This is a genomic window from Parasphingopyxis sp. (assembly GCF_052168295.1).
In the GTDB taxonomy this organism is placed as follows: domain Bacteria; phylum Pseudomonadota; class Alphaproteobacteria; order Sphingomonadales; family Sphingomonadaceae; genus Parasphingopyxis.
In genome coordinates this window covers 20,775-40,552 of sequence record NZ_JBQLZN010000022.1, presented here as the reverse complement: position 1 = coordinate 40,552, position 19,778 = coordinate 20,775, and the positions used below count along the sequence as shown (strand labels likewise).

Annotated in this window: 28 protein-coding genes; 21 read left to right on the top strand and 7 right to left on the bottom strand. The window is 64.2% G+C overall.

Features of this window, described 5'->3' with window-relative positions:
• The first annotated feature begins 57 nt into the window (after positions 1 to 57).
• Positions 58 to 780, top strand: a complete 723-nt coding sequence (locus tag ACTS1Z_RS03590) for a dienelactone hydrolase family protein (RefSeq protein WP_442623065.1) — start codon at positions 58 to 60, stop codon at positions 778 to 780.
• On the opposite strand, the gene ACTS1Z_RS03585 is transcribed toward ACTS1Z_RS03590, so the two are convergent.
• Both ACTS1Z_RS03585 and ACTS1Z_RS03580 read right to left on the bottom strand, forming a co-directional pair.
• The gene (locus ACTS1Z_RS03585; RefSeq protein ID WP_442623064.1) at positions 777 to 1,901 is read right to left on the bottom strand and encodes a M14 family metallopeptidase; all 1,125 of its coding nucleotides are present in this window, start codon (positions 1,899 to 1,901) and stop codon (positions 777 to 779) included. The two genes, ACTS1Z_RS03590 and ACTS1Z_RS03585, sit on opposite strands and share 4 nt — an antisense overlap.
• Entirely contained in the window at positions 1,898 to 2,488 is a 591-nt protein-coding gene (locus ACTS1Z_RS03580) for a DUF4136 domain-containing protein (protein ID WP_442623063.1), read from the bottom strand. The genes ACTS1Z_RS03585 and ACTS1Z_RS03580 overlap by 4 nt, the downstream gene beginning before the upstream one ends.
• A gap of 86 nt (positions 2,489 to 2,574) precedes the next feature.
• Between ACTS1Z_RS03580 and galE the strand changes: the two genes are divergently transcribed.
• Positions 2,575 to 3,588, top strand: coding sequence for a UDP-glucose 4-epimerase GalE (galE, locus tag ACTS1Z_RS03575; RefSeq protein ID WP_442623062.1), 1,014 nt, complete (start codon positions 2,575 to 2,577; stop codon positions 3,586 to 3,588).
• On the opposite strand, the gene ACTS1Z_RS03570 is transcribed toward galE, so the two are convergent.
• Positions 3,585 to 4,586 (bottom strand): LpqB family beta-propeller domain-containing protein, encoded by a 1,002-nt coding sequence (locus tag ACTS1Z_RS03570; RefSeq protein WP_442623061.1) that lies wholly within the window; start codon positions 4,584 to 4,586, stop codon positions 3,585 to 3,587. The genes galE and ACTS1Z_RS03570 overlap by 4 nt on opposite strands.
• Entirely contained in the window at positions 4,583 to 5,341 is a 759-nt protein-coding gene (locus tag ACTS1Z_RS03565; RefSeq protein ID WP_442623060.1) for a metallophosphoesterase, read from the bottom strand. The genes ACTS1Z_RS03570 and ACTS1Z_RS03565 overlap by 4 nt, the downstream gene beginning before the upstream one ends.
• Positions 5,342 to 5,453: 112 nt before the next feature.
• On the opposite strand from ACTS1Z_RS03565, the gene ykgO reads away from it, so the two are divergent.
• Together ykgO and ACTS1Z_RS03555 are read left to right on the top strand one after the other, a co-directional pair.
• Complete coding sequence (gene ykgO, locus ACTS1Z_RS03560; protein ID WP_116236560.1) at positions 5,454 to 5,579, top strand: type B 50S ribosomal protein L36; 126 nt, start codon at positions 5,454 to 5,456, stop codon at positions 5,577 to 5,579.
• A complete protein-coding gene (locus ACTS1Z_RS03555) occupies positions 5,579 to 6,187 on the top strand; it encodes an HAD family hydrolase (protein WP_442623059.1) in 609 nt (202 codons plus the stop codon). Before ykgO ends, ACTS1Z_RS03555 begins: the two co-directional genes overlap by 1 nt.
• 4 nt (positions 6,188 to 6,191) lie before the next feature.
• Here ACTS1Z_RS03555 and pyk read toward each other — a convergent pair whose 3' ends face one another.
• The gene (gene pyk, locus ACTS1Z_RS03550) at positions 6,192 to 7,670 is read right to left on the bottom strand and encodes a pyruvate kinase (protein WP_442623058.1); all 1,479 of its coding nucleotides are present in this window, start codon (positions 7,668 to 7,670) and stop codon (positions 6,192 to 6,194) included.
• 80 nt (positions 7,671 to 7,750) lie between these two features.
• Between pyk and ACTS1Z_RS03545 the strand changes: the two genes are divergently transcribed.
• Together ACTS1Z_RS03545 and ACTS1Z_RS03540 are read left to right on the top strand one after the other, a co-directional pair.
• Complete coding sequence (locus ACTS1Z_RS03545) at positions 7,751 to 8,056, top strand: DUF1244 domain-containing protein (protein WP_442623057.1); 306 nt, start codon at positions 7,751 to 7,753, stop codon at positions 8,054 to 8,056.
• Positions 8,057 to 8,117: 61 nt separating this feature from the next.
• Positions 8,118 to 8,360 carry a DUF2312 domain-containing protein gene (locus ACTS1Z_RS03540; RefSeq protein WP_442623056.1) on the top strand — a complete coding sequence of 81 codons (243 nt, stop codon included), beginning with the start codon at positions 8,118 to 8,120 and terminating at the stop codon, positions 8,358 to 8,360.
• Positions 8,361 to 8,375: 15 nt separating this feature from the next.
• Here ACTS1Z_RS03540 and ACTS1Z_RS03535 read toward each other — a convergent pair whose 3' ends face one another.
• The gene (locus ACTS1Z_RS03535) at positions 8,376 to 9,926 is read right to left on the bottom strand and encodes an FAD-binding protein (protein WP_442623055.1); all 1,551 of its coding nucleotides are present in this window, start codon (positions 9,924 to 9,926) and stop codon (positions 8,376 to 8,378) included.
• 3 nt (positions 9,927 to 9,929) lie between these two features.
• On the bottom strand, positions 9,930 to 10,280 hold the full coding sequence (locus ACTS1Z_RS03530; protein ID WP_442623054.1) for a hypothetical protein: 351 nt from the start codon (positions 10,278 to 10,280) through the stop codon (positions 9,930 to 9,932).
• Positions 10,281 to 10,469: 189 nt separating this feature from the next.
• Between ACTS1Z_RS03530 and ACTS1Z_RS03525 the strand changes: the two genes are divergently transcribed.
• The 15 genes from ACTS1Z_RS03525 (at position 10,470) to pal (ending at position 19,776) form a co-directional block, all read left to right on the top strand.
• Positions 10,470 to 10,790 (top strand): heavy metal-binding domain-containing protein, encoded by a 321-nt coding sequence (locus ACTS1Z_RS03525; RefSeq protein WP_442623053.1) that lies wholly within the window; start codon positions 10,470 to 10,472, stop codon positions 10,788 to 10,790.
• 7 nt (positions 10,791 to 10,797) lie between these two features.
• Positions 10,798 to 11,295, top strand: a complete 498-nt coding sequence (locus ACTS1Z_RS03520; protein ID WP_442623052.1) for an arsinothricin resistance N-acetyltransferase ArsN1 family B — start codon at positions 10,798 to 10,800, stop codon at positions 11,293 to 11,295.
• An 86-nt stretch (positions 11,296 to 11,381) separates the two neighbouring features.
• The gene (locus ACTS1Z_RS03515) at positions 11,382 to 12,125 is read left to right on the top strand and encodes a YebC/PmpR family DNA-binding transcriptional regulator (RefSeq protein ID WP_442623051.1); all 744 of its coding nucleotides are present in this window, start codon (positions 11,382 to 11,384) and stop codon (positions 12,123 to 12,125) included.
• Entirely contained in the window at positions 12,122 to 12,616 is a 495-nt protein-coding gene (gene ruvC, locus ACTS1Z_RS03510; RefSeq protein ID WP_442623090.1) for a crossover junction endodeoxyribonuclease RuvC, read from the top strand. The genes ACTS1Z_RS03515 and ruvC overlap by 4 nt, the downstream gene beginning before the upstream one ends.
• Complete coding sequence (gene ruvA / locus ACTS1Z_RS03505; RefSeq protein WP_442623050.1) at positions 12,613 to 13,209, top strand: Holliday junction branch migration protein RuvA; 597 nt, start codon at positions 12,613 to 12,615, stop codon at positions 13,207 to 13,209. Before ruvC ends, ruvA begins: the two co-directional genes overlap by 4 nt.
• Positions 13,206 to 13,697, top strand: a complete 492-nt coding sequence (locus ACTS1Z_RS03500) for a hypothetical protein (protein ID WP_442623049.1) — start codon at positions 13,206 to 13,208, stop codon at positions 13,695 to 13,697. Before ruvA ends, ACTS1Z_RS03500 begins: the two co-directional genes overlap by 4 nt.
• On the top strand, positions 13,690 to 14,103 hold the full coding sequence (locus ACTS1Z_RS03495; protein ID WP_442623048.1) for a GFA family protein: 414 nt from the start codon (positions 13,690 to 13,692) through the stop codon (positions 14,101 to 14,103). The genes ACTS1Z_RS03500 and ACTS1Z_RS03495 overlap by 8 nt, the downstream gene beginning before the upstream one ends.
• Positions 14,096 to 14,239, top strand: coding sequence for a hypothetical protein (locus ACTS1Z_RS03490; protein ID WP_442623047.1), 144 nt, complete (start codon positions 14,096 to 14,098; stop codon positions 14,237 to 14,239). Before ACTS1Z_RS03495 ends, ACTS1Z_RS03490 begins: the two co-directional genes overlap by 8 nt.
• The gene (gene ruvB / locus ACTS1Z_RS03485) at positions 14,236 to 15,258 is read left to right on the top strand and encodes a Holliday junction branch migration DNA helicase RuvB (protein WP_442623046.1); all 1,023 of its coding nucleotides are present in this window, start codon (positions 14,236 to 14,238) and stop codon (positions 15,256 to 15,258) included. The genes ACTS1Z_RS03490 and ruvB overlap by 4 nt, the downstream gene beginning before the upstream one ends.
• An 80-nt stretch (positions 15,259 to 15,338) precedes the next feature.
• Positions 15,339 to 15,794 (top strand): YbgC/FadM family acyl-CoA thioesterase, encoded by a 456-nt coding sequence (locus tag ACTS1Z_RS03480; protein ID WP_442623045.1) that lies wholly within the window; start codon positions 15,339 to 15,341, stop codon positions 15,792 to 15,794.
• 8 nt (positions 15,795 to 15,802) lie between these two features.
• Positions 15,803 to 16,498, top strand: a complete 696-nt coding sequence (tolQ, locus tag ACTS1Z_RS03475) for a protein TolQ (protein ID WP_442623044.1) — start codon at positions 15,803 to 15,805, stop codon at positions 16,496 to 16,498.
• A gap of 3 nt (positions 16,499 to 16,501) precedes the next feature.
• Positions 16,502 to 17,029: an ExbD/TolR family protein gene (locus ACTS1Z_RS03470; RefSeq protein WP_442623043.1), complete on the top strand. Its 528-nt coding sequence runs from the start codon at positions 16,502 to 16,504 to the stop codon at positions 17,027 to 17,029.
• A complete protein-coding gene (locus ACTS1Z_RS03465) occupies positions 17,029 to 17,796 on the top strand; it encodes a hypothetical protein (RefSeq protein WP_442623042.1) in 768 nt (255 codons plus the stop codon). Before ACTS1Z_RS03470 ends, ACTS1Z_RS03465 begins: the two co-directional genes overlap by 1 nt.
• A gap of 14 nt (positions 17,797 to 17,810) precedes the next feature.
• Positions 17,811 to 19,175, top strand: a complete 1,365-nt coding sequence (gene tolB, locus ACTS1Z_RS03460; protein WP_442623041.1) for a Tol-Pal system beta propeller repeat protein TolB — start codon at positions 17,811 to 17,813, stop codon at positions 19,173 to 19,175.
• Positions 19,176 to 19,251: 76 nt separating this feature from the next.
• Positions 19,252 to 19,776: a peptidoglycan-associated lipoprotein Pal gene (gene pal / locus ACTS1Z_RS03455; protein ID WP_442623040.1), complete on the top strand. Its 525-nt coding sequence runs from the start codon at positions 19,252 to 19,254 to the stop codon at positions 19,774 to 19,776.
• Positions 19,777 to 19,778 lie beyond the last annotated feature (2 nt).

Sequence of the window (19,778 nt, the reverse complement as noted above, 5' to 3'; positions counted from 1 at the left end):
CGTGGCTGGGCGGCGATACAAGCGAATGAACCGGAATCGCCGATAGAGGATCGAGACATGGCAATCGAGCGCACAATAACGCTTTACGATGGCCCGGGCGGACCGTTCGAGGGCATGGCGGTCGCGGACAGCGATTGGGGCGACGCACGGCCCGGTGTAATGATCGTACCCAATGTGCTCGGCCCGAAAGAAATGGACTTTGACACGGCCGAGCGGATCGCGGGGCTTGGTTATCACGCGTTCGTTGCGGACCTGTACGGGCAGGGTAACCGGGCGACGCGCGAAGACGAGGATCCGGCGCGCTTCATGAATGCGCTGAATGCGGACCGCGCGCTGTTGCGGGACAGGCTGCATGCATCACTGGCTGCGATGCGATCGTTGGACGGGGTCGATACGGCGCGGCTCGCCGCAATCGGCTTTTGCTTCGGCGGGAAATCGGTCCTCGATCTGGCGCGCAGCGGCGCGGAGGTCAGCGGCGTGGTCAGCTTTCACGGCATCTACGATCCGCCGCCGTTCGCCAATGCGGACGTGATTCCCGCCAAGATACTCGTCTGTCACGGCTGGGACGATCCGCTCGCGCCGCCCGAGGCCGTGACGACGCTCGCCGTCGAACTGACCGCCGCGGGGGTCGATTGGCAGATCCACGCCTATGGCCATACCGGCCACGCCTTCACCGATGAGAGTGCCAAGATGCCCGATCGCGGACTCGCGTATCAGCCCGATGCCGATCGGCGCAGCTGGAAGGCGATGACGGATTTTCTCGGCGAGATTTTCGCCTAGTCGCCGATATCGTCGATCATATCGAGCAGTGCCGAGAGGCAGGCGCGGCCTAATAGCGCGCAGCGCTCCGGCGACCAACCGAACTCTTCATCCGGGAGCTCGTGATTGTCCTTGAACGGCATTTCCAGTGTCATTGCCACGCAACCGTATCGTTCGGCGACCTGGTTGGTCGACATGGAGAGATTGCCTTTCCGGGGCTTGGCGACCGGATAGCCGAGCTTCGTCTGGAAGTCGGGCGAGGCCCTGAGCAAGGCGGCAAGATAGGCGTCGTAGAGTTTCCCCTGCCGCTCGGTCCAGCTCGGTATGCCTTCGAAGCCGGCGATGAAATTGGCCGGTATCGCCTCGTCGCCATGGACGTCCATCGCGAAATCGACGCCCGTCTCGTCCATGCGATCGCGGACGTAAAGCACTTCCGGGCTCTTCTCGGCCGTCGGTTCATGCCATTCGCGGTTGAGATTGGTGCCGACGGCGTTGGTGCGCAGATGGCCGCGAAACGACCCGTCGGGATTCATGTTCGGGACGACATGGAAGGTCGCCTTGTCGCGCAACACGCGCGCGACCGGATCGGAAGGGTCGGTCAGCCGGTCAAGCGCGCCTTCCATCCACCACTCGGCCATCGTCTCGCCCGGATGCTGGCGCGCATAGAGCCAAACCGAAAGCGGGCCCGAGCCGATGGTGAAATAGTCGAGTTCCCGCCCGTCCAGTGTCAGGCCGAGCGACCCATGGGTGACGCCTTCGCGGCCGGCGATCTCGGTGACGAGATCGTAGTGGCGCTCCATCGTATAGGGCGCGAAATAGGCGAACCAGAGGCTGTCCGCCTCGGCTTCATGCCGGATCGTCAATGTGCCGTCGGCATAATCGGTTTCGGCCAGCCGCCACTGTTCCCGGTCCGTAGAGACACGCGCCCGATATTTTTCCCAGCCCTGCGGATAGGCGCTTTTGCCGGCATTGCCGATCGTCAGGGTCAGCGCCTTGCCGGCGCAGCCCGTGATCCGGAAATAGAACCATTGGTAGAAATCGGACTGGTGATCCTTGACGATTTCCAGTTCCGCCGTGTCGTCACTGGCCGACAGGACCGCGATATTGCCGCCATCGAAGGCGCTCGTAATGCTGAGTGTCATTCGACCGTGATAGTGCGGCCCGACTCACCTGGAAAGTCTTGAAATAGCGCTGTTGCGAGTGTCTGGACGATGGTCGCCGGGTCTTCCTCGCCCGGCCGCGTCACGCGCGTCGCCGTGCCTTCCCAAACGACCGTGCCTTCCGACCGGCGCTTGAGCGCGACCGACAGTTCGGTGACGTTTACCTCGCCGCCGCGCGATCCGCCGACGCCGAAACTCGTGCCGACGCCGACCCCGGTGCGGCTGCCGAACGAGCCGCCGCCGATCCCGATGGTGAAAGGCGAGCGGCGGCCCACCTCTTCGCGCGTGCCGCGCTGCACGTCGATGACGGCGATCATCTCAGCCTCTTCCAGCGACGCTTCGGTGAAACCGATGCTTGCCAGCTCCTGCGAGACGATGGCCGCATATTGGCGAAACTCGATACTGCCTTCGTTTTCCGGATCGGCGGGCTCCATATTGATCGCCTGGGCCGGGACCGGTTGACCGAGATGGAAGCGGGTGACCTCGGTGCCGCGCTGCGATGGCGTTGCACAGGCCGCGAGCAGCGCGAGCGTCGCGATGGCGGCTGAACGGACGAGCGTCTTTTGCATGGGCTATCTCCCTAACGCGACCCAAAGCGCTATAGACAGTTCAACGATTGTGGCACGAAAAGGATGCAAAAGGGAGTCTGGCAGGGGTGAGTATAGCGGACACGGGCGGAAAACCGGCGGTTCTGGTGACGGGCGGCGCTGGCTATATCGGCAGCCATGCCGCGCTGGCACTGCTCGATGCGGGCTGGCCGGTGGTGGTGCTCGACAATCTGGTCACCGGATTCCGCTGGGCGGTGCCGGACGGTGCGGCGTTCGTTGAAGGCGATGTCGGCGATGCAGCCTTGGTGGCCGCGCTCATCGCCGAACACGATATCCGAGCGATCATGCATTTCGCCGGATCGGTCGTGGTGCCGGAATCGGTCGAGAATCCGCTCAAATATTATGACAATAATACCGCGCGCAGCCGCACGCTGATCGAGACGGCAATCGCCAGCGGCGTGCCGCATTTCCTCTTTTCCTCGACGGCCGCGACCTATGGCATTCCCGAAACGATTCCGGTCACCGAGGACATGCCGACCGTGCCGATCAATCCTTATGGCCGCTCCAAACTGATGACCGAATATATGCTGGCCGATGCCGCGGCCGCGCATCCGATCAACTATTGCGCGCTGCGCTATTTCAACGTGGCGGGCGCCGATCCGGGCGGCCGGTCGGGGCAATCGACGGCTGGTGCGACGCATCTGATCAAGGTGGCGGTCGAGGCCGCGCTCGGGAAGCGCGATGGCGTTTCGGTGTTTGGCACGGACTATAACACGCGGGACGGCACGGGTGTGCGCGACTATATCCATGTCACCGATCTCGCGGCAGCGCATGTGCATGCACTGGAAAAGCTGATCGCCGCGCCGGAGGAGAGCCATATCCTCAATTGCGGCTATGGCCGCGGCTTTTCGGTGCTCGAAGTGCTCGACAGCGTAGACCGGGTTGCCGGCGTCACGCTCGATCGCGCGATGGAACCGCGCCGTGCGGGCGATCCGGATGCGCTGATCGCGGATAACAGCGCGATATTGGAAGCGCTGCCTTGGGAGCCGCGCCATGCCGATCTCGACGGGATCGTCGCGGACGCGCTGGCCTGGGAGAGAAAGCTCTCCGAACGCGGTTAGTTTGCGGGCGCGATTGTTGTCACCGCCAGCCCGTCGCTATCCTCGCCGGCGTCATAGTGCCGGAAAACCTCTCCGCTTTCCATATCGACCGCCGCGATCCGGTTGCGCCCGGTCTCCGCGACGTACAGCGTGCGGCCATCTTCGGAAAAGAGGATCGTGACCTGCCGCGTGCCGGCCGAACCCGAAACGGAAATGGTTCGGGCCAGCGTTCGGCTCGCTGTATCGATCAGACTGAGATTGCCGCTCATCAGGTTGGACGCGACGACCGTTGCGCCGTCGGGGCTGATCGCGACGCGGATCGGGAACTGGCCGACGGCGATCTCGGCGACCCGCTCGCCGCTCGCCGTGTCGAACGCGAAGAGAGTCGCATTGGCGCGATCCGCCACCCAGAGCGTCGCGCCGTCAGGCGAAACCGCCAGCCCTTCCGGTACCTCGCCTGCTTCCCAGGTGGCGATCAGCGCGCCAGTCGCGAGGTCAAGCACGCTGACCGTACCGCTACCCATATTGGCGACATAGGCGCGGCTGGCATCAGGGCTGACGGCGACCATGTGCGAGCCTTCCCCGCCGGTCGGCATCGCGGAAACGCTGCCATCGGTCATATCGACAATGGTCAGCGTATCGCTGCCTTCGGTGGTCGCGACGAGCCGGTTGTCGGCTAGCCAGACCAGGCCGTGCGGACGGCTGTTCGGCGTGATATCGATCGTTTGCGATATCGTGGCTGCAGCAATGTCGATGATATCTATCGTCGTTCCGCCATAGGCGACGACCGCGGCGCGCTGTCCGTCCGGCGAAATCGCGATCTCATGCGGCTGATTGCCCGTCTGGAGCCGGGCGAGCTCCGCACCGCTGTCCATGTCGATCAGGCTGACCGTGTCTTCCCCCTTGTTGCCGGTCAGCAGGATGTTGCCCGATACCGGACCATCCGCGTCGAAAGGCGTGCTGTCGGCGGCGGTGCCGCACGACACCAGCAGCAGAAAAAGCGGGACGAGAAGTTTCATGAGACGGGCTCCCCTCGGCTCTGGATGAACCAGCGCTCGCCGCCTTCGAGGCCGAGCGCGGTCAAGGTGTTGCTGAAATAGGCGCCGGTGTCGATCCCGATCCGGTTGTGCCGGTCTTCCGGCTGTGGCGTGATCGAATGCCCATGGACGACGACCGCGCCATGATCCGCGTCGCTGTCGAGAAATTCGGAACGGATCCAGAGCAGGTCCTTGGCTTCCTGATCGTCGAGCTTGCGGCCCGGCCGGATGCCGGCATGGGCGAACAGATAGCCGCCGTGCTGCAGGGATAGCGGCCGGTCTTCGAGCCATATCTTGTGTGCGTCCGGCACATAGGCCCGCACGCCCTCGGCGATCTCGGCCATGCTGCCGCGCCATAAAAGGTCGCCTGGCATGCCGTAGCTCAGCAGTGTTTCGCGGCCGCCATAACCGAGCCAGCTCTCCAGCCAACGCGTTTCGCCCTTCAGCACCGCCAGCAGCGAGGCCTCGTGATTGCCGAGCAGAGCTTCGATCTCGGCGAAATCGGCATTCCAGCGCCGCGCATATTCGACGACCCCGGCCGAATCGGGCCCGCGGTCGATCAGGTCGCCGAGCAATATGATCCGCGTCCTTGCCGAACCGCGCTTGGCATTGTCCGCCTCGATCTTCTCGACAAGCGCCTCGGCGAGATCGAGCCGGCCGTGGATATCGCCGATCGCGTAGAGCCGCTCTCCGGACGGCAATATGCCCGGCCAATCTTTGCGAAATGGCAGTTTCAACCCGTATTCCTTGCCGGCCAGTCACGCCCAAATGCTTGACTTTCGCGCCTCTCGACCATAGATGCGCGCTTCGTTTCCGACAATTAAGATAGCAAAAAGGCCGGGCAGCGCCATGAAAGTCCGTAATTCACTGAAATCACTCAAGGGCCGTCATCGGGACAACCGCGTGATTCGTCGCCGCGGCCGCACCTATGTGATCAACAAGACAAACCGCAGGTTCAAAGCGCGCCAGGGCTAATGGCTGTGCAGGCGGCCGTCTTCGATGTCGGCAACGTCTTGTATCGCTGGGATCCGCGCTTTCTCTTTGAAAAGCTGATCCCGGACCCTGAGGAGCGGGACTGGTTTCTCGATAATGTAGTCACTTTGGACTGGCACGTTCAGCACGATGCCGGTCGTCCGCTTTCGGACATGGTCGCCGAGCGGCGGGCCGAATTTCCCGAACATGCGCCGCTGATCGACGCTTATATCGATCGCTGGCTGGAGACGATTCCAGGTCCGGTGCCCGGCGTTCATGCGCTGGTCGATGCGCTTGCCGCGCGCGACGTCCCGCTTTTCGCCATCACCAATTTCGGCACCGAATTCTGGGAACTGTTCCGCCCGACGGCGCCCGTGATCGATCGCTTCGGCGATATCGTGATTTCCGGCGAAGAGAAGATGATTAAGCCCGATCCCGCGATCTACCGGCTGGCGCTCGACCGGTTCGGGCTCGAGCCGGGCACGGCGATGTTTATCGACGATCGCGAGGAAAATGTCCGCGCTGGCGAGGCTGAGGGTTTTGTCGGCCATCACTTCCGCAATGCCGACAGCCTGGCAGACGATCTGCGGGCAAAGGGCCTGCTCGACTGATCTCCTAGCGGTCCGCGTCTATCTCGTCTTGCGTGTGCCGTTGCAGCTCGTTCCCGATCAGGCGGACGATATGCAGGACATTGGTGGACCCCGGCGTTCCAAACGGCACGCCGGCCATGACGATGACCCGGTCCCCGCCTTCCGCGATACGCGCGCGCAGCGCCATGCGCTTCGACTTGCCGACCATCTGCTCGAAATTGTTGACGTCGCGGGTATGGACCGAGTGCGCGCCCCACAAGAGTCCGAGCCGCCTGGCGGTCTTGAGCTTAGGCGTCAGCACGAGCAACGGCACCGACGGCCGTTCGCGCGAGACCCGCCGCGCCGTCGAGCCCGAGGTGGTGAAGCAGATGATCGCGCTCGCGGACACTGTCTGTGCGATGCCGTTCGACGCTTCCGCCAGCGCATCGGCGCTCGTCGAATCGGGCAGCGTTTCGGTAAAATGCACGCGCGCCCAATGGCTAGGGTCTGCTTCGACTGCGGTGGCGATCTTGTCCATCATCGCGACCGATTCTTCGGGCCAGTCGCCGGCCGCGCTCTCGGCCGACAGCATGATCGCATCGGCGCCGTCATAGACCGCGGTCGCCACATCGGAGACTTCCGCGCGGGTCGGCGTCGGCGAGCGCACCATCGATTCGAGCATCTGCGTCGCCACGACGACGGGCCGCCCGACCGTGCGCGCTTTCTCGATGATCTGCTTTTGCAGCGGCGGCACTTCTTCGGGCGGTATCTCGACGCCGAGATCGCCGCGCGCGACCATCACCGCGTCCACCGCTTCCAGTATCTCGTCGATACGGTGTACCGCCGAGGGTTTTTCGATCTTGGCGAGCAGCGCGGCGCGGCCGTTGATGAGCTTGCGCGCTTCGGCCGCGTCTTCCGGTTTCTGTACGAAGGAGAGTGCGATCCAGTCGACGCCCTGATCGAGCGCAAAGGCGAGGTCGGTGCGATCCTTGTCCGTCATCGCGGCCATTGGGATCACGACGTCCGGTACGTTGAGGCCCTTGTTGTTCGATAGCGGCCCGCCCACCTCGACGCGCGTTTCGATACGGTCCTCTTCCGCCTCCGTCACCCGTAACACGATCTTGCCGTCGTCGAGCAGCAGCCGTGCGTCGGCATCTATGGCTTCGAAAATTTCCGGATGCGGCAGGCCTACGCGGCTCTTGTCGCCGGGGCTCGTATCGCGATCGAGCGTGAAAACGCTGTCCGTCTCCAGCTGCACCAGTCCGTCTGCGAATTCCCCGATCCGCAGTTTCGGGCCCTGGAGATCGGCGAGGATCGTCATCGGCCTGCGCATATCCTTTTCCAGCGCGCGGATCGCCGCGATTACTTCCGCATGATGAGTATGGCTGCCATGGCTCATATTCACCCGGAACGCGTCGGCGCCGGCCAGATAGAGCTTGCGGATCATTTCGGGATCGTCGCTGGACGGGCCGAGGGTTGCGAGAATCCGCACTTTGCGCTGGCGGGGGTCGGTATCCGAAACCACGATATTTCCCGGCTGGCTGGACTTACGATAGCGGCTCTATAGCCTTATCATGACAGTGCAACTGCAATGGAGCCATTTCGATGTCCGATCCCGCGATCATGCCCGAAATCGACGATGCCGTGGCCGCCGCCGCCTTCCGCCGTCTCGTCGCCCATCTGCGCCACCGGACGGATGCGGAGAATATCGATCTGATGGGGCTTTCCGGTTTTTGCCGTAACTGCCTGGCCGACTGGATCATGGATGCTTCGGATGGCGCCCTGACCAGGGACGAGGCGCGCGCCGCGATCTACGGCATGCCCTATGCCGAGTGGAAAGACCGGTATCAGGGCGAAGCGACGCCCGAGCAATTGCAGCGGATGCAGGACAGCGTCGCGAAGAACGCTTGAGGCTTGCCGCGCGCTCGCCTAGAGCCTCGCGCTTTCCACATTCACGCAGAAAGAGATCATCATGGCGGACGGCGCAATTCAGGCGGACAGGCTCAAGCTTCTGATCGAGCGGATCGAACGGCTCGAGGAAGAGAAGAAGGGCATCGCCGACGATATCAAAGACGTCTATGCCGAGGCGAAAGCGGTCGGCTACGATCCCAAGATCATGCGCAAGGTCGTCAGCCTGAGGAAGATGGACACGGCCGACCGGCGCGAACAGGACGATCTCCTCGAAACCTACAAGTCGGCACTCGGCATGGACTGACGCGGCGAAGCCGGCTTAGCCGGCGAGGCCGCGCTCGCGCACGTAAACATTGTCGAACACTGCCCGGTCGGCCGGATCGGGCATCAACTGATGCCGCGCCGCGATCCAGGAATCGACACGGCCATGGCCATAAGCCGCGCGGATGCGGTCGGGCGTATAGGCGTTGGTCTTGCCCCAATGCTGGGTGTAACGGATCCCGGCTTGCTCCATGCGCTCCGCCGAGACGCGGAAAAACATATCCGCTTGGTCATTCGCGATGCCGTCCATGCTGACCACCATTGTCCGGTCGAACCGGTTGAAGGCGAGCAGGGCGTCCGAGCGGTCGACGAAGCGCAAGCCGAAAACCAGCGGCACCGGCCCGATCTCTTTGTTGAGATCGACGAGCAGATCGATCGTCTTGAGCGCGTCTTCATGCGCCACGGCGACGGTACCGCTGCCGACCTTGGTCTGCGGCGCCTTATAGCCGAACAGTTCGCCCCAGCTTCCGGTGCGCGGCTTTTTGTCGATGAACATTTCCATCAGCTTGAAGAAGGGCGGGATGATCTGCTTGTTCGCCTCGAAGATTTTCCCGACGACGCTCAATGAATCATAGCCGGGCCCGATTTTTCCGGCCTTCATGCGGTAATCGGGAATATGGCTCGTCCGCCAGCCCCGTTCATACATCACGTTGATCATCGCATCGGCCGAGTGCGGATTGACGACGATCTGCAGGAAATAGGGGTCACCCTTGCCCTTGAGCTTGGGATGGGTGCTGGGGTCGAGCGTCGCGATCAGGTTGCGTAGGTCCTGATCGAAAGCCACGGGCGCGTAGGTTTCGGCGTCGAGCAGGAATCGCGGCCGGGTCTCGAGCAGGACATTGTGGATCACGCCGAAGCTGCCGAACGACATCACCGCAGCGTTGAACAGCGCTTCGCTGCGGATCAGCTCGGCACCGAGCAGCGCGGCGAATGCCGGTTTCACCACCGGACGGGAGACGCGCTCGAGCCAGACATGCCGATGCTCGTTGACGATCAGGTGCAGCCCGACGATCTGGTCGTGGATCGCCCCCCGTCCGATCACCGAGCCGTGCGTGCCCGTAGCGCTGGCACCCACGATCGTCTGGCCGTTGGCCGCGCCGGTCGTGCGCATCGCGCGGCGATGCGCGTCGCTTTCGAGCAGCTTGTTGATCTCGGCAATCAGGTTGCCGCACTGGAAGAGAAACAAGCCTCGCCGGTCGCTGTCGTCGCCCGGATAAGCCGGGTCGATGTTACCGTCATTGAGTTTCACGCGCCCCTTGAGCCGGCTGGTGTCGAGCATGATGCCGCGATCGGCGATGCCGGCCGTCGAGAGCGACCACGCGCTGCCGGCCGCCCGCAGCGTCAGTCCGCGGGCCTTCGCCGTCTTGATCGCGAGCTGAATATCCTGGGTGCAGCTGTTCAGCACGGCGGGCGTCGTCTGCGGATTGCCGGGCGGATAGTGGAGTTCGTAGATGCCCTCTATCGGCTCGCGGACCGTGTGATGCCAGTTTTCCCATTCCGTTTTGTCGCGCCATTTGAGCGTGATCGTTTCAGGAAACGGATCGGGCATCGGCTATTCTGCCGCGCCGCCGGTATCGAAGCCGCCGAGCGGGGGCGGGGCCGGCGAGGCGCAATGATAGGTAACCGTCACCGGTGAAACCAGGCCGAGGGTCAGTACCGTTACCAAGCCCTGGCCGAAATTGCGGTTGACGCGCACCATCGCCAGCTGCTCGCCATCTCCGCAAGGTTCGGCGACGACGCCCGGATAGGGAGCCGTGACCGCGCTCCAGAGCATCGAATTGGCGCCTTCTTCATGCGGCTGGCCCGCATAGCGGGGCTCGGGCGCGACGACGAGATAGCTGGCACAACCGCCAAGCGGGACGCTGGCCGCGCAGAGAAGCGCCAAGGTCAAATTGCGTCGCATGGCGCTGTTCCTATGTCCCCAAATCTAACGAGTAGTAAATGATAGCATGATCGAGTCGTACTCGCCTAATCGCCGGCAAGTAAAACCGCTCCATATCGATCCTATCTGCCGGGCCCGGTTTTGCTCGTCGGGCGGCATTGCATCCGCCCCAGGCGTTATGGTTTAAGGGCGGATCAGGAGGGCAGACCCATGATCATCACCACCACGCCGCAGATCGAAGGCCGGCCGATCACGCGCTATTGCGGCGTCGTGACGGGCGAAGCGATTATCGGGGCGAACGTGTTTTCCGATATGTTCGCCAAGGTGCGCGATATCGTTGGCGGCCGGGCGGGCGCTTATGAGAAGGCGCTGAGGACGGCGCGGCGCGAGGCGTTCGCCGATCTCGAACATGAAGCCGAGGATGCGGGCGCCGATGCCGTGGTCGGCATCGATCTCGACTATGAAGTGATCGGCGAGACCGGGTCGATGCTGATGGTCTCCGTATCGGGCACGGCGGTGAAGCTCGGTTGACGCCGGCGTGACGTTGAAGGTCCGCCCCGGCCGCGTGGAGGACGCCGAAGCGTGCCGGGCGATCTACGCGCCCTTTGTCGAAGAAACCTGGGTAAGCTTCGAGGAGGAAGTCCCGTCGGTGCGCGAGATGGCGCGCCGCATCGAAGGCTTCGGCGCCTCGCATGGCTGGGTCGTGGCGGAGGTCGATGGCGAAGTCGCCGGCTATGCCTATGGCTCGCCGCACCGGTTACGGCACGCCTATCGCTTCTCCTGCGATGTCGCGATCTACGTGCCGGATGCGCATACGGGCAAAGGCGTCGGCACCGCTCTGTACGAAGCGCTGTTTCCGATCCTTGCCGCGCATCAGATTCACGCCGCCTATGCCGGGATCGCGCTGCCCAACGAAGCGAGCGAAGGGCTGCACAAATCGGTCGGCTTCACACCGGTCGGCGTCTATCGCGAGGTCGGATGGAAATTCGGCGCGTGGCGCGATGTCGGCTGGTGGCAAAGGATCGTCGATGCCTGATCCGCTTTCCGCGTGAAGCGTTGCGCGCGCCCCCGCTGCTACGCTAAGGCCTCGCCAGATCAATCAATGCAAGACTGACGGAACCGATGGCAGGCCATAGTAAATTCGCAAATATCAAGCATCGCAAGGGCGCGCAGGACAAGAAGCGCTCGGCGCTCTTTTCCAAGCTCAGCCGCGAGATCACCGTCGCGGCCAAGATGGGTACGCCCGATCCGGACATGAACCCGCGCCTGCGGCTCGCGGTTCAGACGGCGCGCGCGCAATCGATGCCGAAGGACAATATTCAGCGCGCGATCGACAAGGCGACCGGCGGCGATGCCGAGGATTATGAGGAAATCCGCTTCGAAGGGTTCGGGCCGGCGGGCGTCAGCCTGATCGTCGAAACTCTGAGCGACAATCGCAACCGCACGGTCACCGATGTGCGCACCATCTTTTCGAAGAATGGCGGCAATATGGGTGAGAGCGGCTCGGTCGCGCACGGTTTCGAGCGGCTCGGGCTGATAACCTACAAGGCCGAAGCGGGCGACGAGGAGAAAGTGCTCGAAGCCGCGATGGAGGCCGGGGCGGAGGATATCGCGTCCGACGAGGATGGCCATGAAATCTGGACGGCCGCCGACGATCTCCATGCCGTCGCCAGCGCGCTCGAAAAATCGCTCGGCGAACCCGAAGGCGCGAAGCTCGCCTGGCGGCCCAATGTCGAGGTGACGGTGAACGAGAAGGAGGCGCAGACGCTGCTCAACCTGATCGACGCACTCGAAGATAATGACGACGTCCAGACCGTCTGGGGCAATTACGACGTGCCCGACGAGATTATGGAGAAGCTCAACTGAAGCTGATCGGCCTCGATCCGGGGCTCGGCTGCACCGGCTGGGGCGTCATCGCGGCGAAGGGGAGCAGCCTGTCGCACATCGCGAACGGCCAGATACGAACGGATGCGAAGGCGCCGATGGCGGAGCGGCTGGCGGCGCTGGCTGCAGGACTGCGCGCCGTGCTCGCCGAGCATGCGCCCGATGATGCGGGCATCGAGGAAGTGTTCGTCAACACCAATGCGCAATCCACGCTGAAGCTCGGCCAGGCGCGCGGGGCGCTGATGCTCGTGCTCGCCGATGCGGGCGTACCGGTCGGCGAATATGCGGCGCGCTTCGTGAAAAAAGCCGTGGTCGGCACGGGCGGCGCCGACAAGCGGCAGATTCACGCGATGGTATCCGTCTTGCTGCCCGGCGCCAAGATCGCGGGCGCGGATGCCGCCGATGCACTGGCGGTTGCGATTACCCATGCCCATCACCGGGCGAGCGCCAAGGTCGTGGGAGCCGCGGCATGATCGCCAAGCTCAAAGGGGTGCTGGAAGCGAGCGCCGCCGATCATGCGGTGATCGATGTCAATGGCGTCGGCTATCAGGTCGCCGCCTCGACGCGGACGCTGGACGCGCTCGGCCCGGTCGGCGGCGATGTGACGATCCATACCGAGATGCTGGTCGGCGACGATTTTATCCGGCTTGTCGGTTTCGCCAGCGCCGGCGAGCGGGACTGGTTCCAGATGCTCGGCAGCGTGCAGGGCGTCGGCAGCAAGGTCGCGCTGGCGATCCTTTCGACGCTCGAGACTGCGGAGATTCAGACGGCGATTGCGGCGGGCGATGCCGCGATGCTCGCGCGCACGCCGGGCGTCGGCCCGAAACTCGCCAGCCGCATCGCCAATGAGCTGAAGGACAAGGTCGGTGGCATCCTGGCCGTATCGGGCGGCGGCGCGGCACCCGCACCGTCCGGCCCGTCCGCCGACGCCGTATCCGCGCTCCTCAATCTCGGCTTCAAGCCAGCCGAAGCGAGCGCCGCCGTTGCGGCCGCGCAAGGCGAGCTTGGCGCGGAAGCGAGCCTCGATGCGCTGGTGCGCGTGGCACTGAAAAAGGCGGCGAAGTGACGTATCGCGCGTGGAATATCGAAGAGCGCTTTTCCTTGAGGCGTGGATTGGCAGCCCTAGTTGTTGCACCCATATTGCCGAGCATGATTTTAGCCCTAGCTTTAGGCGCTTATGGTATGCCGACCGAAATATTTGTAGCGATACTGATGGTCGCCGAAATTTGTGCTCTGACGTTAGGCATTCCGGCTCTTCTCGTGTTGCGAAACAAGGTTCAGCCGCGGCTCGTCTGGGCGCTCATTTACGGTGGTTTCGTGGCAGCTTTCCCCTGGTTTGTGATCAGTCTTTTCCCAGCGGACGGACTGGATGCATGGACGAACGGGATCCCAACGGTCGTCGACGGTCAACTGACTTGGTTCGGCTTTCAAATGCGAATGTTGTTCGTTGCAGGAATTTTCGCACTCGGCGCCGTGGGTGGAGCGGTATTCTGGTTCATTGCCGTCGGACGGGCCCGCTTGTTAATCGTCAAGGGCAAGCTGCGCGATGACTGAACCGGCCAACGCCATCCGTACAGCCTCCTGCCGCTGTGGCCAGCTTTCTGCGACTTGCGAAGGCGAGCCTGTCCGCGTTTCCGTCTGCCATTGCTTCGCGTGCCAGCAGCGCAGCGGGTCTCCGTTCGGCGAACAGGCGCGATGGCCGAAGGACAAGGTGACCATCGAAGGCGAAAGCACGGTCTGGGAACGCACCACCGATGCGGACAATCTCACGCGCTATCATTTCTGCCCGACCTGCGGCACGACGGTCTGGTATACGGGCGGGCCGATGCCCGATGCGATCGCCATTCCGGTGGGCCTGTTCACCGATCCCGATTTCCCGCCGCCGAAATTCTCGGTCTGGGAAGCGCGCAAGCATAGCTGGGTGACGATCCCGGGCGACGAGGTCGAACACTATGACTGATAGCGATAATCGGCAGGATCGCCCGGACGGCGAAACGCCCGACCCGCGGATCGCTTATCGACGGCCGCTGACCTTGCTGCCTTTGCTCACAATCGCTCTGTTCATCAGCATCATCATCGTGGCGATCGTCCGATGACCGATACAGATCGCCATGTTTCGCCCGAGCGCAAGCCCGAAGACGCCGATGCGGCGTTGCGGCCCAAGACGCTCGCCGAATTTATCGGGCAAAAATCGGCCTGCGATAACCTCCGCGTCTTTATCGAGGCCGCGAAAGGCCGGTCGGACGCGCTCGATCATGTCATGCTGTTCGGCCCGCCGGGGCTAGGCAAGACGACGCTCGCGCAAATCGTGGCGCGCGAACTCGGCGTCGGTTTTCGCGCGACGAGCGGTCCCGTTATCGCCAAGGCTGGCGATCTGGCGGCACTGCTGACCAATCTCGAAGATGGCGACGTGCTCTTTATCGACGAGATCCACCGGCTCAATCCGGCGGTCGAGGAGATTCTCTATCCGGCGATGGAGGATCGCGCGCTCGACCTGATCATCGGCGAAGGGCCCTCGGCGCGCTCGGTGCGGATCGATCTGCCGCAATTCACCCTGGTCGGCGCGACGACGCGGCAGGGGCTGATCACGACACCGCTGCGCGACCGCTTCGGCATACCCGTCCGCCTCAATTTCTACAGCGTCGACGAACTCGAACAGGTCGTGCGGCGCGCGGCCAGCTTGCTCGATCTCGCGATCACCGACGATGGCGCGCGCGAGATCGCGGCGCGGGCACGCGGTACGCCGCGCATCGCCGGGCGGCTGCTGCGCCGGGTGCGCGATTTCGCCAATGTCGACGGGGTCGGCGAGGTGGACGCCAAGGCGGCGGACGCGGCCCTTAACCGGCTCGAAGTCGACGCGCTGGGGCTCGACTTGATGGACCGCCGCTATCTCACGATGATCGCCGATATCTACAAGGGCGGACCGGTCGGCGTCGAAACGCTCGCCGCTGGCCTCTCCGAACCGCGCGACACGATCGAGGAAGTGATCGAGCCCTATCTCATCCAGCTCGGCCTTGTTGCGCGGACGGCGCGCGGGCGCTTGCTCAATGCGGGCGGCTGGAAGCATCTCGGCCTCAATCCGCCGCAAGGCGCGGAAGACGGGCTGTTCGATTAGCGCGCCCACCGGTTCCCACGCAGCGACAACCCGAAAATCCATGCTTTTCCGGCGAGTCCCGCCCGGCTAAGGCTGGAGCCATGAGCGACGAAACGCGCGATCGGCCGGTATCCGGCTATTTTGACGGCAAGCAGCATCGCTTTCCCGTGCGCGTCTATTTCGAGGACACGGATCTCTCCGGAATCGTCTATCACGCCAATTATCTGCGCTTCATGGAGCGCGCGCGTTCGGACATGCTGCGGCTTGCCGGCGTCGATCAGCGCGCGCGGATGGAAGCGGGCGAGGGCGCCTATGCGGTCGTCGATCTCGCCATCAAATACCGCATGCCGGCCAAGCTCGACGACAATCTGGTCGTGCTTAGCCATGTGACGGGCGTGCGCGCCGCAAGCTGCGCCATTCATCAGCGAGTCATGCGCGGGCAGGACATATTGACGCAAGGCGATGTCACGGCCGCGCTGCTCGCGGCCAACGGGCGGCCCAAGCGCCAGCCGCGCGAATGGATCGATGCGTTCAAGCGCTTGGAAATGGGAGACTAATAACCGCTATGGGAGGATTCGAATTCGGCGCGAGCGAATCGCTGATGAACCCGATGACGCTGTTCATGCAGGCCGATATCGTCGTCAAACTGGTGATGATCGGATTGTTGCTGGCCAGTATCTGGACCTGGGCGATCATCATTAGCCATGGCCGGAAGATCGGCGGCATGCGCAAGAAGAGCGAGCGGTTCGAGCGCGATTTCTGGCGAGCCGAAGATATCGACCGGTTTTTCGATGCCCGCGGCGGCGACGATAATTCGGCGGCCAAGGTATTCAGTGCCGGGCTCGCCGAATGGCGGCGCTCGACGAAGAACGGCACGGTCGACCGGCCCGGCACCCGCCAGCGGCTGGCGACGGCGATGGGCGCGGCGGTCGCGGCCGAAATGGACAAGCTGACGGACCGGCTCAACATTCTGGCGACAGTGGGATCGGTGGCGCCTTTCGTGGGCCTGTTCGGGACGGTCTGGGGCATCATGCGCGCCTTTACCGATATTGCGGGCCAGGCCTCGACGAGCCTTGACGTCGTCGCCCCGGGTATCGCGGAAGCCTTGTTCGCGACGGCGCTCGGCCTCTTCGCGGCCATCCCGGCGGTGATCGCCTATAACCGGCTGACGCACGGGCTGAACCGGCTCGAGGCGCGGCTGACGCGCTATGCCGACGGCCTGCACGCGACGCTGAGCCACGAGCTGGAGGCGACGCGCTAAGCCATGGCGATGCAACTCCCCTCCGATTCCGTACGTGGCCGGCGCGTCCCGATGTCGGAGATCAACGTCACGCCCTTTGTCGATGTGATGCTGGTGCTCCTCATCATCTTCATGGTGACGGCGCCGCTGCTCGCATCGGGCGTCCCGGTGCAGCTGCCCGAGAGCCGGGCGGGCGCGCTCGACCAGGAAAGCGAGCCGACGCAGATCGCGATCGATCGCAGCGGACAGATTTTCGTCGACGATATCGCGATCACCGATGTCGAACTCGCGGCCACATTTGCCGCCATCGCCGAACAGCCCGCCGGGCCCGACGGCCATGCCGTGTTTCTGCGCGCCGATACCGGGCTCGATTATGGCCGGGTGATGCTCGTCATGGGCGAGCTTAACCGGGCCGGCCTCAACCGTATCTCGCTGCTGACGACCGCGCCCGGCGAGGGCAGCGCTCCGGACGCGGCAGAAAGTGCGGACGAAGAAACGCCTCTGGCTGACGATGTCGAGTTGCTCGACCCGGCCGATGTGGAGCCCATCTAGTGGATCGGGCGGAGCGCATCGCGCTCGGCGCGGCGGCCATCGGCCATGTCGCGCTCTTCGCGATCCTGTCCGTCACCCTGCTGACGCGCGACGAGCTGCCCCGCCGGGAGGCGGTCGCGGTGACTTTGAGCGACGATATCGGCGCGTTCGCGTCTGCCGCCGACCGGCCCGCCCCGGCCGCCGAGCGCCGCGATCTGGAGGACGATCTCGACCCGATGGAGCCGCCGGAGATAGAGCCGCTGCCGCAGCCCAGCATCACGCCGACACCCGCCCCGCCCCGTCCGGCAGAGCGACGGGCGGACCGGCGGTCCGAGCCGCGCGCCGAGCGCACGCCGCCGCGCGAACAGCGCCGGTCTTCGCGGATTGCCGGCATCACGGACGGCATCGGCTCGACCAACGATAGCGGCACGTCCCGCTCGCAGGCGCCGGTCAGCGGCGCGGACCGGTCCAATCTCATCAGCCGGATCGTGAACGCGGTGCGGCCCTGCTACAATCTCGGTTCGCTCAGCGGAACATCGGCAGAGGACATCGTCGTCCGCCTGCGAATCCAGCCCTCGCGCGACGGTTCGCTAAGCCGTAACCAGGTCAGCGTGCTGGGCGCACGGGGCGTGAACAGTTCGAACCGCCAATATGAATCGCAGATGGTGGAGGCGGCGCGCAGCGCGGTACTCAATCCCCGCTGCCCGATGCCGCCGCTGCCCGACGCGCTGTACGAGGACGGCTGGAGCGACGTCGTGCTGAATTTCATTCCGGCGCAATTGACCTGAGGAGCATGCGCATCATGGCTATTTCCCTTCCCACGATTTCCACCCTGCGGCGGCTCGCCCTCGGCCTGTGCCTCGCCATGCTGGGCAGTGCGGCAATGGCGCAGGAGGCGGTGGTATCGGGTCCGATCGAAGGCGATGTCGTCGGCGGTATCTCCAATCCGACCGCGATCGCCATTCCGGACATGCCGACGCCGAACGCGGTGGGTACGCCCGCGGGCAACACCGAAGATCTCGGCCGTCAGGTGGCGCGCGTCATCGAGGATAATCTGCGCAATTCCGGTTTCTTCAATCCGGTCGAGCGGCAATTCCTGCGCGATGTCGACATGCCGCAGGTCACCGCGCCCGACTATCCGGCCTGGAGCCAGGTCGGCGCGCAAAATCTGGTCCAGGGCTATGTGCAGGCCGGCAGCAATGGCCGGCTGACGGTCGGGTGCTACCTTTATGATGTCTTCGCCCAGGCGCCGCTTGAGCGCGCCGGTTACGAGGTCGATTATGCCGATTGGCGCCGCGCCGCGCATCGCTGCGCCGACATGGTCTATGCCCGGCTGACGGGCGAGGGCGCCTATTTCGACAGCCGTATCGTCTATGTCGCGGAGAGCGGCCCCAAGGATAATCGTGTGCGCCGGATCGCGGTCATGGATACCGACGGCGCCAATCACCGCTTCCTCACCAACGGCCAGTCGATCGTGCTGACCCCGCGCTTCGCGCCCGACGGGCGGACGATCACCTATATGAGCTATCTGAACGATGAGCCGCGGGTCTATATCTACGACGTGGAGACGGGGCGGCAGCGGCTGCTTGTCAATGCGCCGTACATGACCTTTGCGCCGCGCTATTCGCCGGACAGCCGCTATGTCGTCTTCTCGATGGCGGTGAACGGCAATAGCGACATTTATCGCGTGGCGGTGTCGGGCGGACAGCCGGTGCGGCTGACCAACACGCCGGGCATCGATACGAGCGCCAGCTATTCGCCGGACGGCCGCAGGATCGTGTTCGAGAGCGATCGGTCCGGCGGGCAGCAGCTTTATGTGATGAACGCCGACGGGTCGAACCAGCGGCGGATCAGCTTCGGCGGCGGACGGTACGCGACGCCCGAATGGAGCCCGCGCGGCAATCTCATTGCATTCACGCGGCTCGGCGGCGGTTTCCGCATCGGCGTGATGCGGCCAGATGGGTCGGGCGAGCGCATCCTGACGAACAGCTGGCAGGACGAGGGGCCCAGCTGGGCGCCCAATGGCCGCGTCATCCATTTCTTCCGAACGCCGCGCGGCAATGCGCTGCCGAGCCTCTGGTCGGTCGACGTTACGGGGCGGATGATCCGGCGTTTGCCGACCCCGGTCGGGGCTTCCGATCCCTCCTGGTCGCCGCTGCGCAACTGATCGGCGCGCCGCATACTTGACTCCCGCTCGACATATGGCGGCATAAGGCGGGGCCGCATCGCAAGAAGAAGAGGACATGATGATGACCCAGTTTTCCAGAACCGCGATTTTCCTCGCAGCGGGCTCTGCGCTCGCGCTGGGTGCCTGCTCGCGCGAAGCGCCCGATGACCTGCCGCCGCCGCCGGTGGGCACGACGACGCCCGACACGGGTCCCACGGGCCCGACCGGCCCCGCCCCGGGCAGCCGCGCCGATTTCTTGGCGCAAGCGGCCAGCGATACGATCTTCTTCGAAACCGATTCCTACGACATCGATCCCGAGGATCGCGCGATCCTGGATTCGCAGGCCGCCTGGCTGGTCGCGAATCCGAGCGTGCGCGTCACGATCGAAGGGCATTGCGACGAACGCGGTACGCGCGAATATAATCTCGCGCTCGGCGAACGGCGCGCCAACGCGGCGGCCAACTATCTCGCTACGCGCGGCGTCGATTCTTCGCGCATGACCGTCATCAGCTATGGCAAGGAGCGCCCCGTCGCGCTCGGATCGGATCCGGCCGCCTGGGCGCAGAACCGTCGCGCCGTGACGGTCGTGCCCATTGGCTAGCG

Excerpts from the sequence above, each read along its gene's own strand:
- ruvA (WP_442623050.1), top strand. The coding sequence starts at position 12,613 with ATGATCGCCAAGCTCAAAGGGGTGCTGGAAGCGAGCGCCGCCGATCAT.
- pal (WP_442623040.1), top strand. The coding sequence starts at position 19,252 with ATGATGATGACCCAGTTTTCCAGAACCGCGATTTTCCTCGCAGCGGGC.
- ACTS1Z_RS03545 (WP_442623057.1), top strand. The coding sequence starts at position 7,751 with ATGTCCGATCCCGCGATCATGCCCGAAATCGACGATGCCGTGGCCGCC.
- ACTS1Z_RS03495 (WP_442623048.1), top strand. The coding sequence starts at position 13,690 with ATGACTGAACCGGCCAACGCCATCCGTACAGCCTCCTGCCGCTGTGGC.
- ykgO (WP_116236560.1), top strand. The coding sequence starts at position 5,454 with ATGAAAGTCCGTAATTCACTGAAATCACTCAAGGGCCGTCATCGGGAC.
- ACTS1Z_RS03490 (WP_442623047.1), top strand. The coding sequence starts at position 14,096 with ATGACTGATAGCGATAATCGGCAGGATCGCCCGGACGGCGAAACGCCC.
- ACTS1Z_RS03585 (WP_442623064.1), bottom strand. The coding sequence starts at position 1,901 with ATGACACTCAGCATTACGAGCGCCTTCGATGGCGGCAATATCGCGGTC.
- ACTS1Z_RS03540 (WP_442623056.1), top strand. The coding sequence starts at position 8,118 with ATGGCGGACGGCGCAATTCAGGCGGACAGGCTCAAGCTTCTGATCGAG.
- ACTS1Z_RS03470 (WP_442623043.1), top strand. The coding sequence starts at position 16,502 with ATGGCGATGCAACTCCCCTCCGATTCCGTACGTGGCCGGCGCGTCCCG.
- ACTS1Z_RS03590 (WP_442623065.1), top strand. The coding sequence starts at position 58 with ATGGCAATCGAGCGCACAATAACGCTTTACGATGGCCCGGGCGGACCG.
- ACTS1Z_RS03580 (WP_442623063.1), bottom strand. The coding sequence starts at position 2,488 with ATGCAAAAGACGCTCGTCCGTTCAGCCGCCATCGCGACGCTCGCGCTG.
- ACTS1Z_RS03480 (WP_442623045.1), top strand. The coding sequence starts at position 15,339 with ATGAGCGACGAAACGCGCGATCGGCCGGTATCCGGCTATTTTGACGGC.
- ACTS1Z_RS03535 (WP_442623055.1), bottom strand. The coding sequence starts at position 9,926 with ATGCCCGATCCGTTTCCTGAAACGATCACGCTCAAATGGCGCGACAAA.
- ACTS1Z_RS03525 (WP_442623053.1), top strand. The coding sequence starts at position 10,470 with ATGATCATCACCACCACGCCGCAGATCGAAGGCCGGCCGATCACGCGC.
- ACTS1Z_RS03515 (WP_442623051.1), top strand. The coding sequence starts at position 11,382 with ATGGCAGGCCATAGTAAATTCGCAAATATCAAGCATCGCAAGGGCGCG.
- tolQ (WP_442623044.1), top strand. The coding sequence starts at position 15,803 with ATGGGAGGATTCGAATTCGGCGCGAGCGAATCGCTGATGAACCCGATG.
- ACTS1Z_RS03570 (WP_442623061.1), bottom strand. The coding sequence starts at position 4,586 with ATGAAACTTCTCGTCCCGCTTTTTCTGCTGCTGGTGTCGTGCGGCACC.
- ACTS1Z_RS03555 (WP_442623059.1), top strand. The coding sequence starts at position 5,579 with ATGGCTGTGCAGGCGGCCGTCTTCGATGTCGGCAACGTCTTGTATCGC.
- ACTS1Z_RS03530 (WP_442623054.1), bottom strand. The coding sequence starts at position 10,280 with ATGCGACGCAATTTGACCTTGGCGCTTCTCTGCGCGGCCAGCGTCCCG.
- tolB (WP_442623041.1), top strand. The coding sequence starts at position 17,811 with ATGGCTATTTCCCTTCCCACGATTTCCACCCTGCGGCGGCTCGCCCTC.
- ruvB (WP_442623046.1), top strand. The coding sequence starts at position 14,236 with ATGACCGATACAGATCGCCATGTTTCGCCCGAGCGCAAGCCCGAAGAC.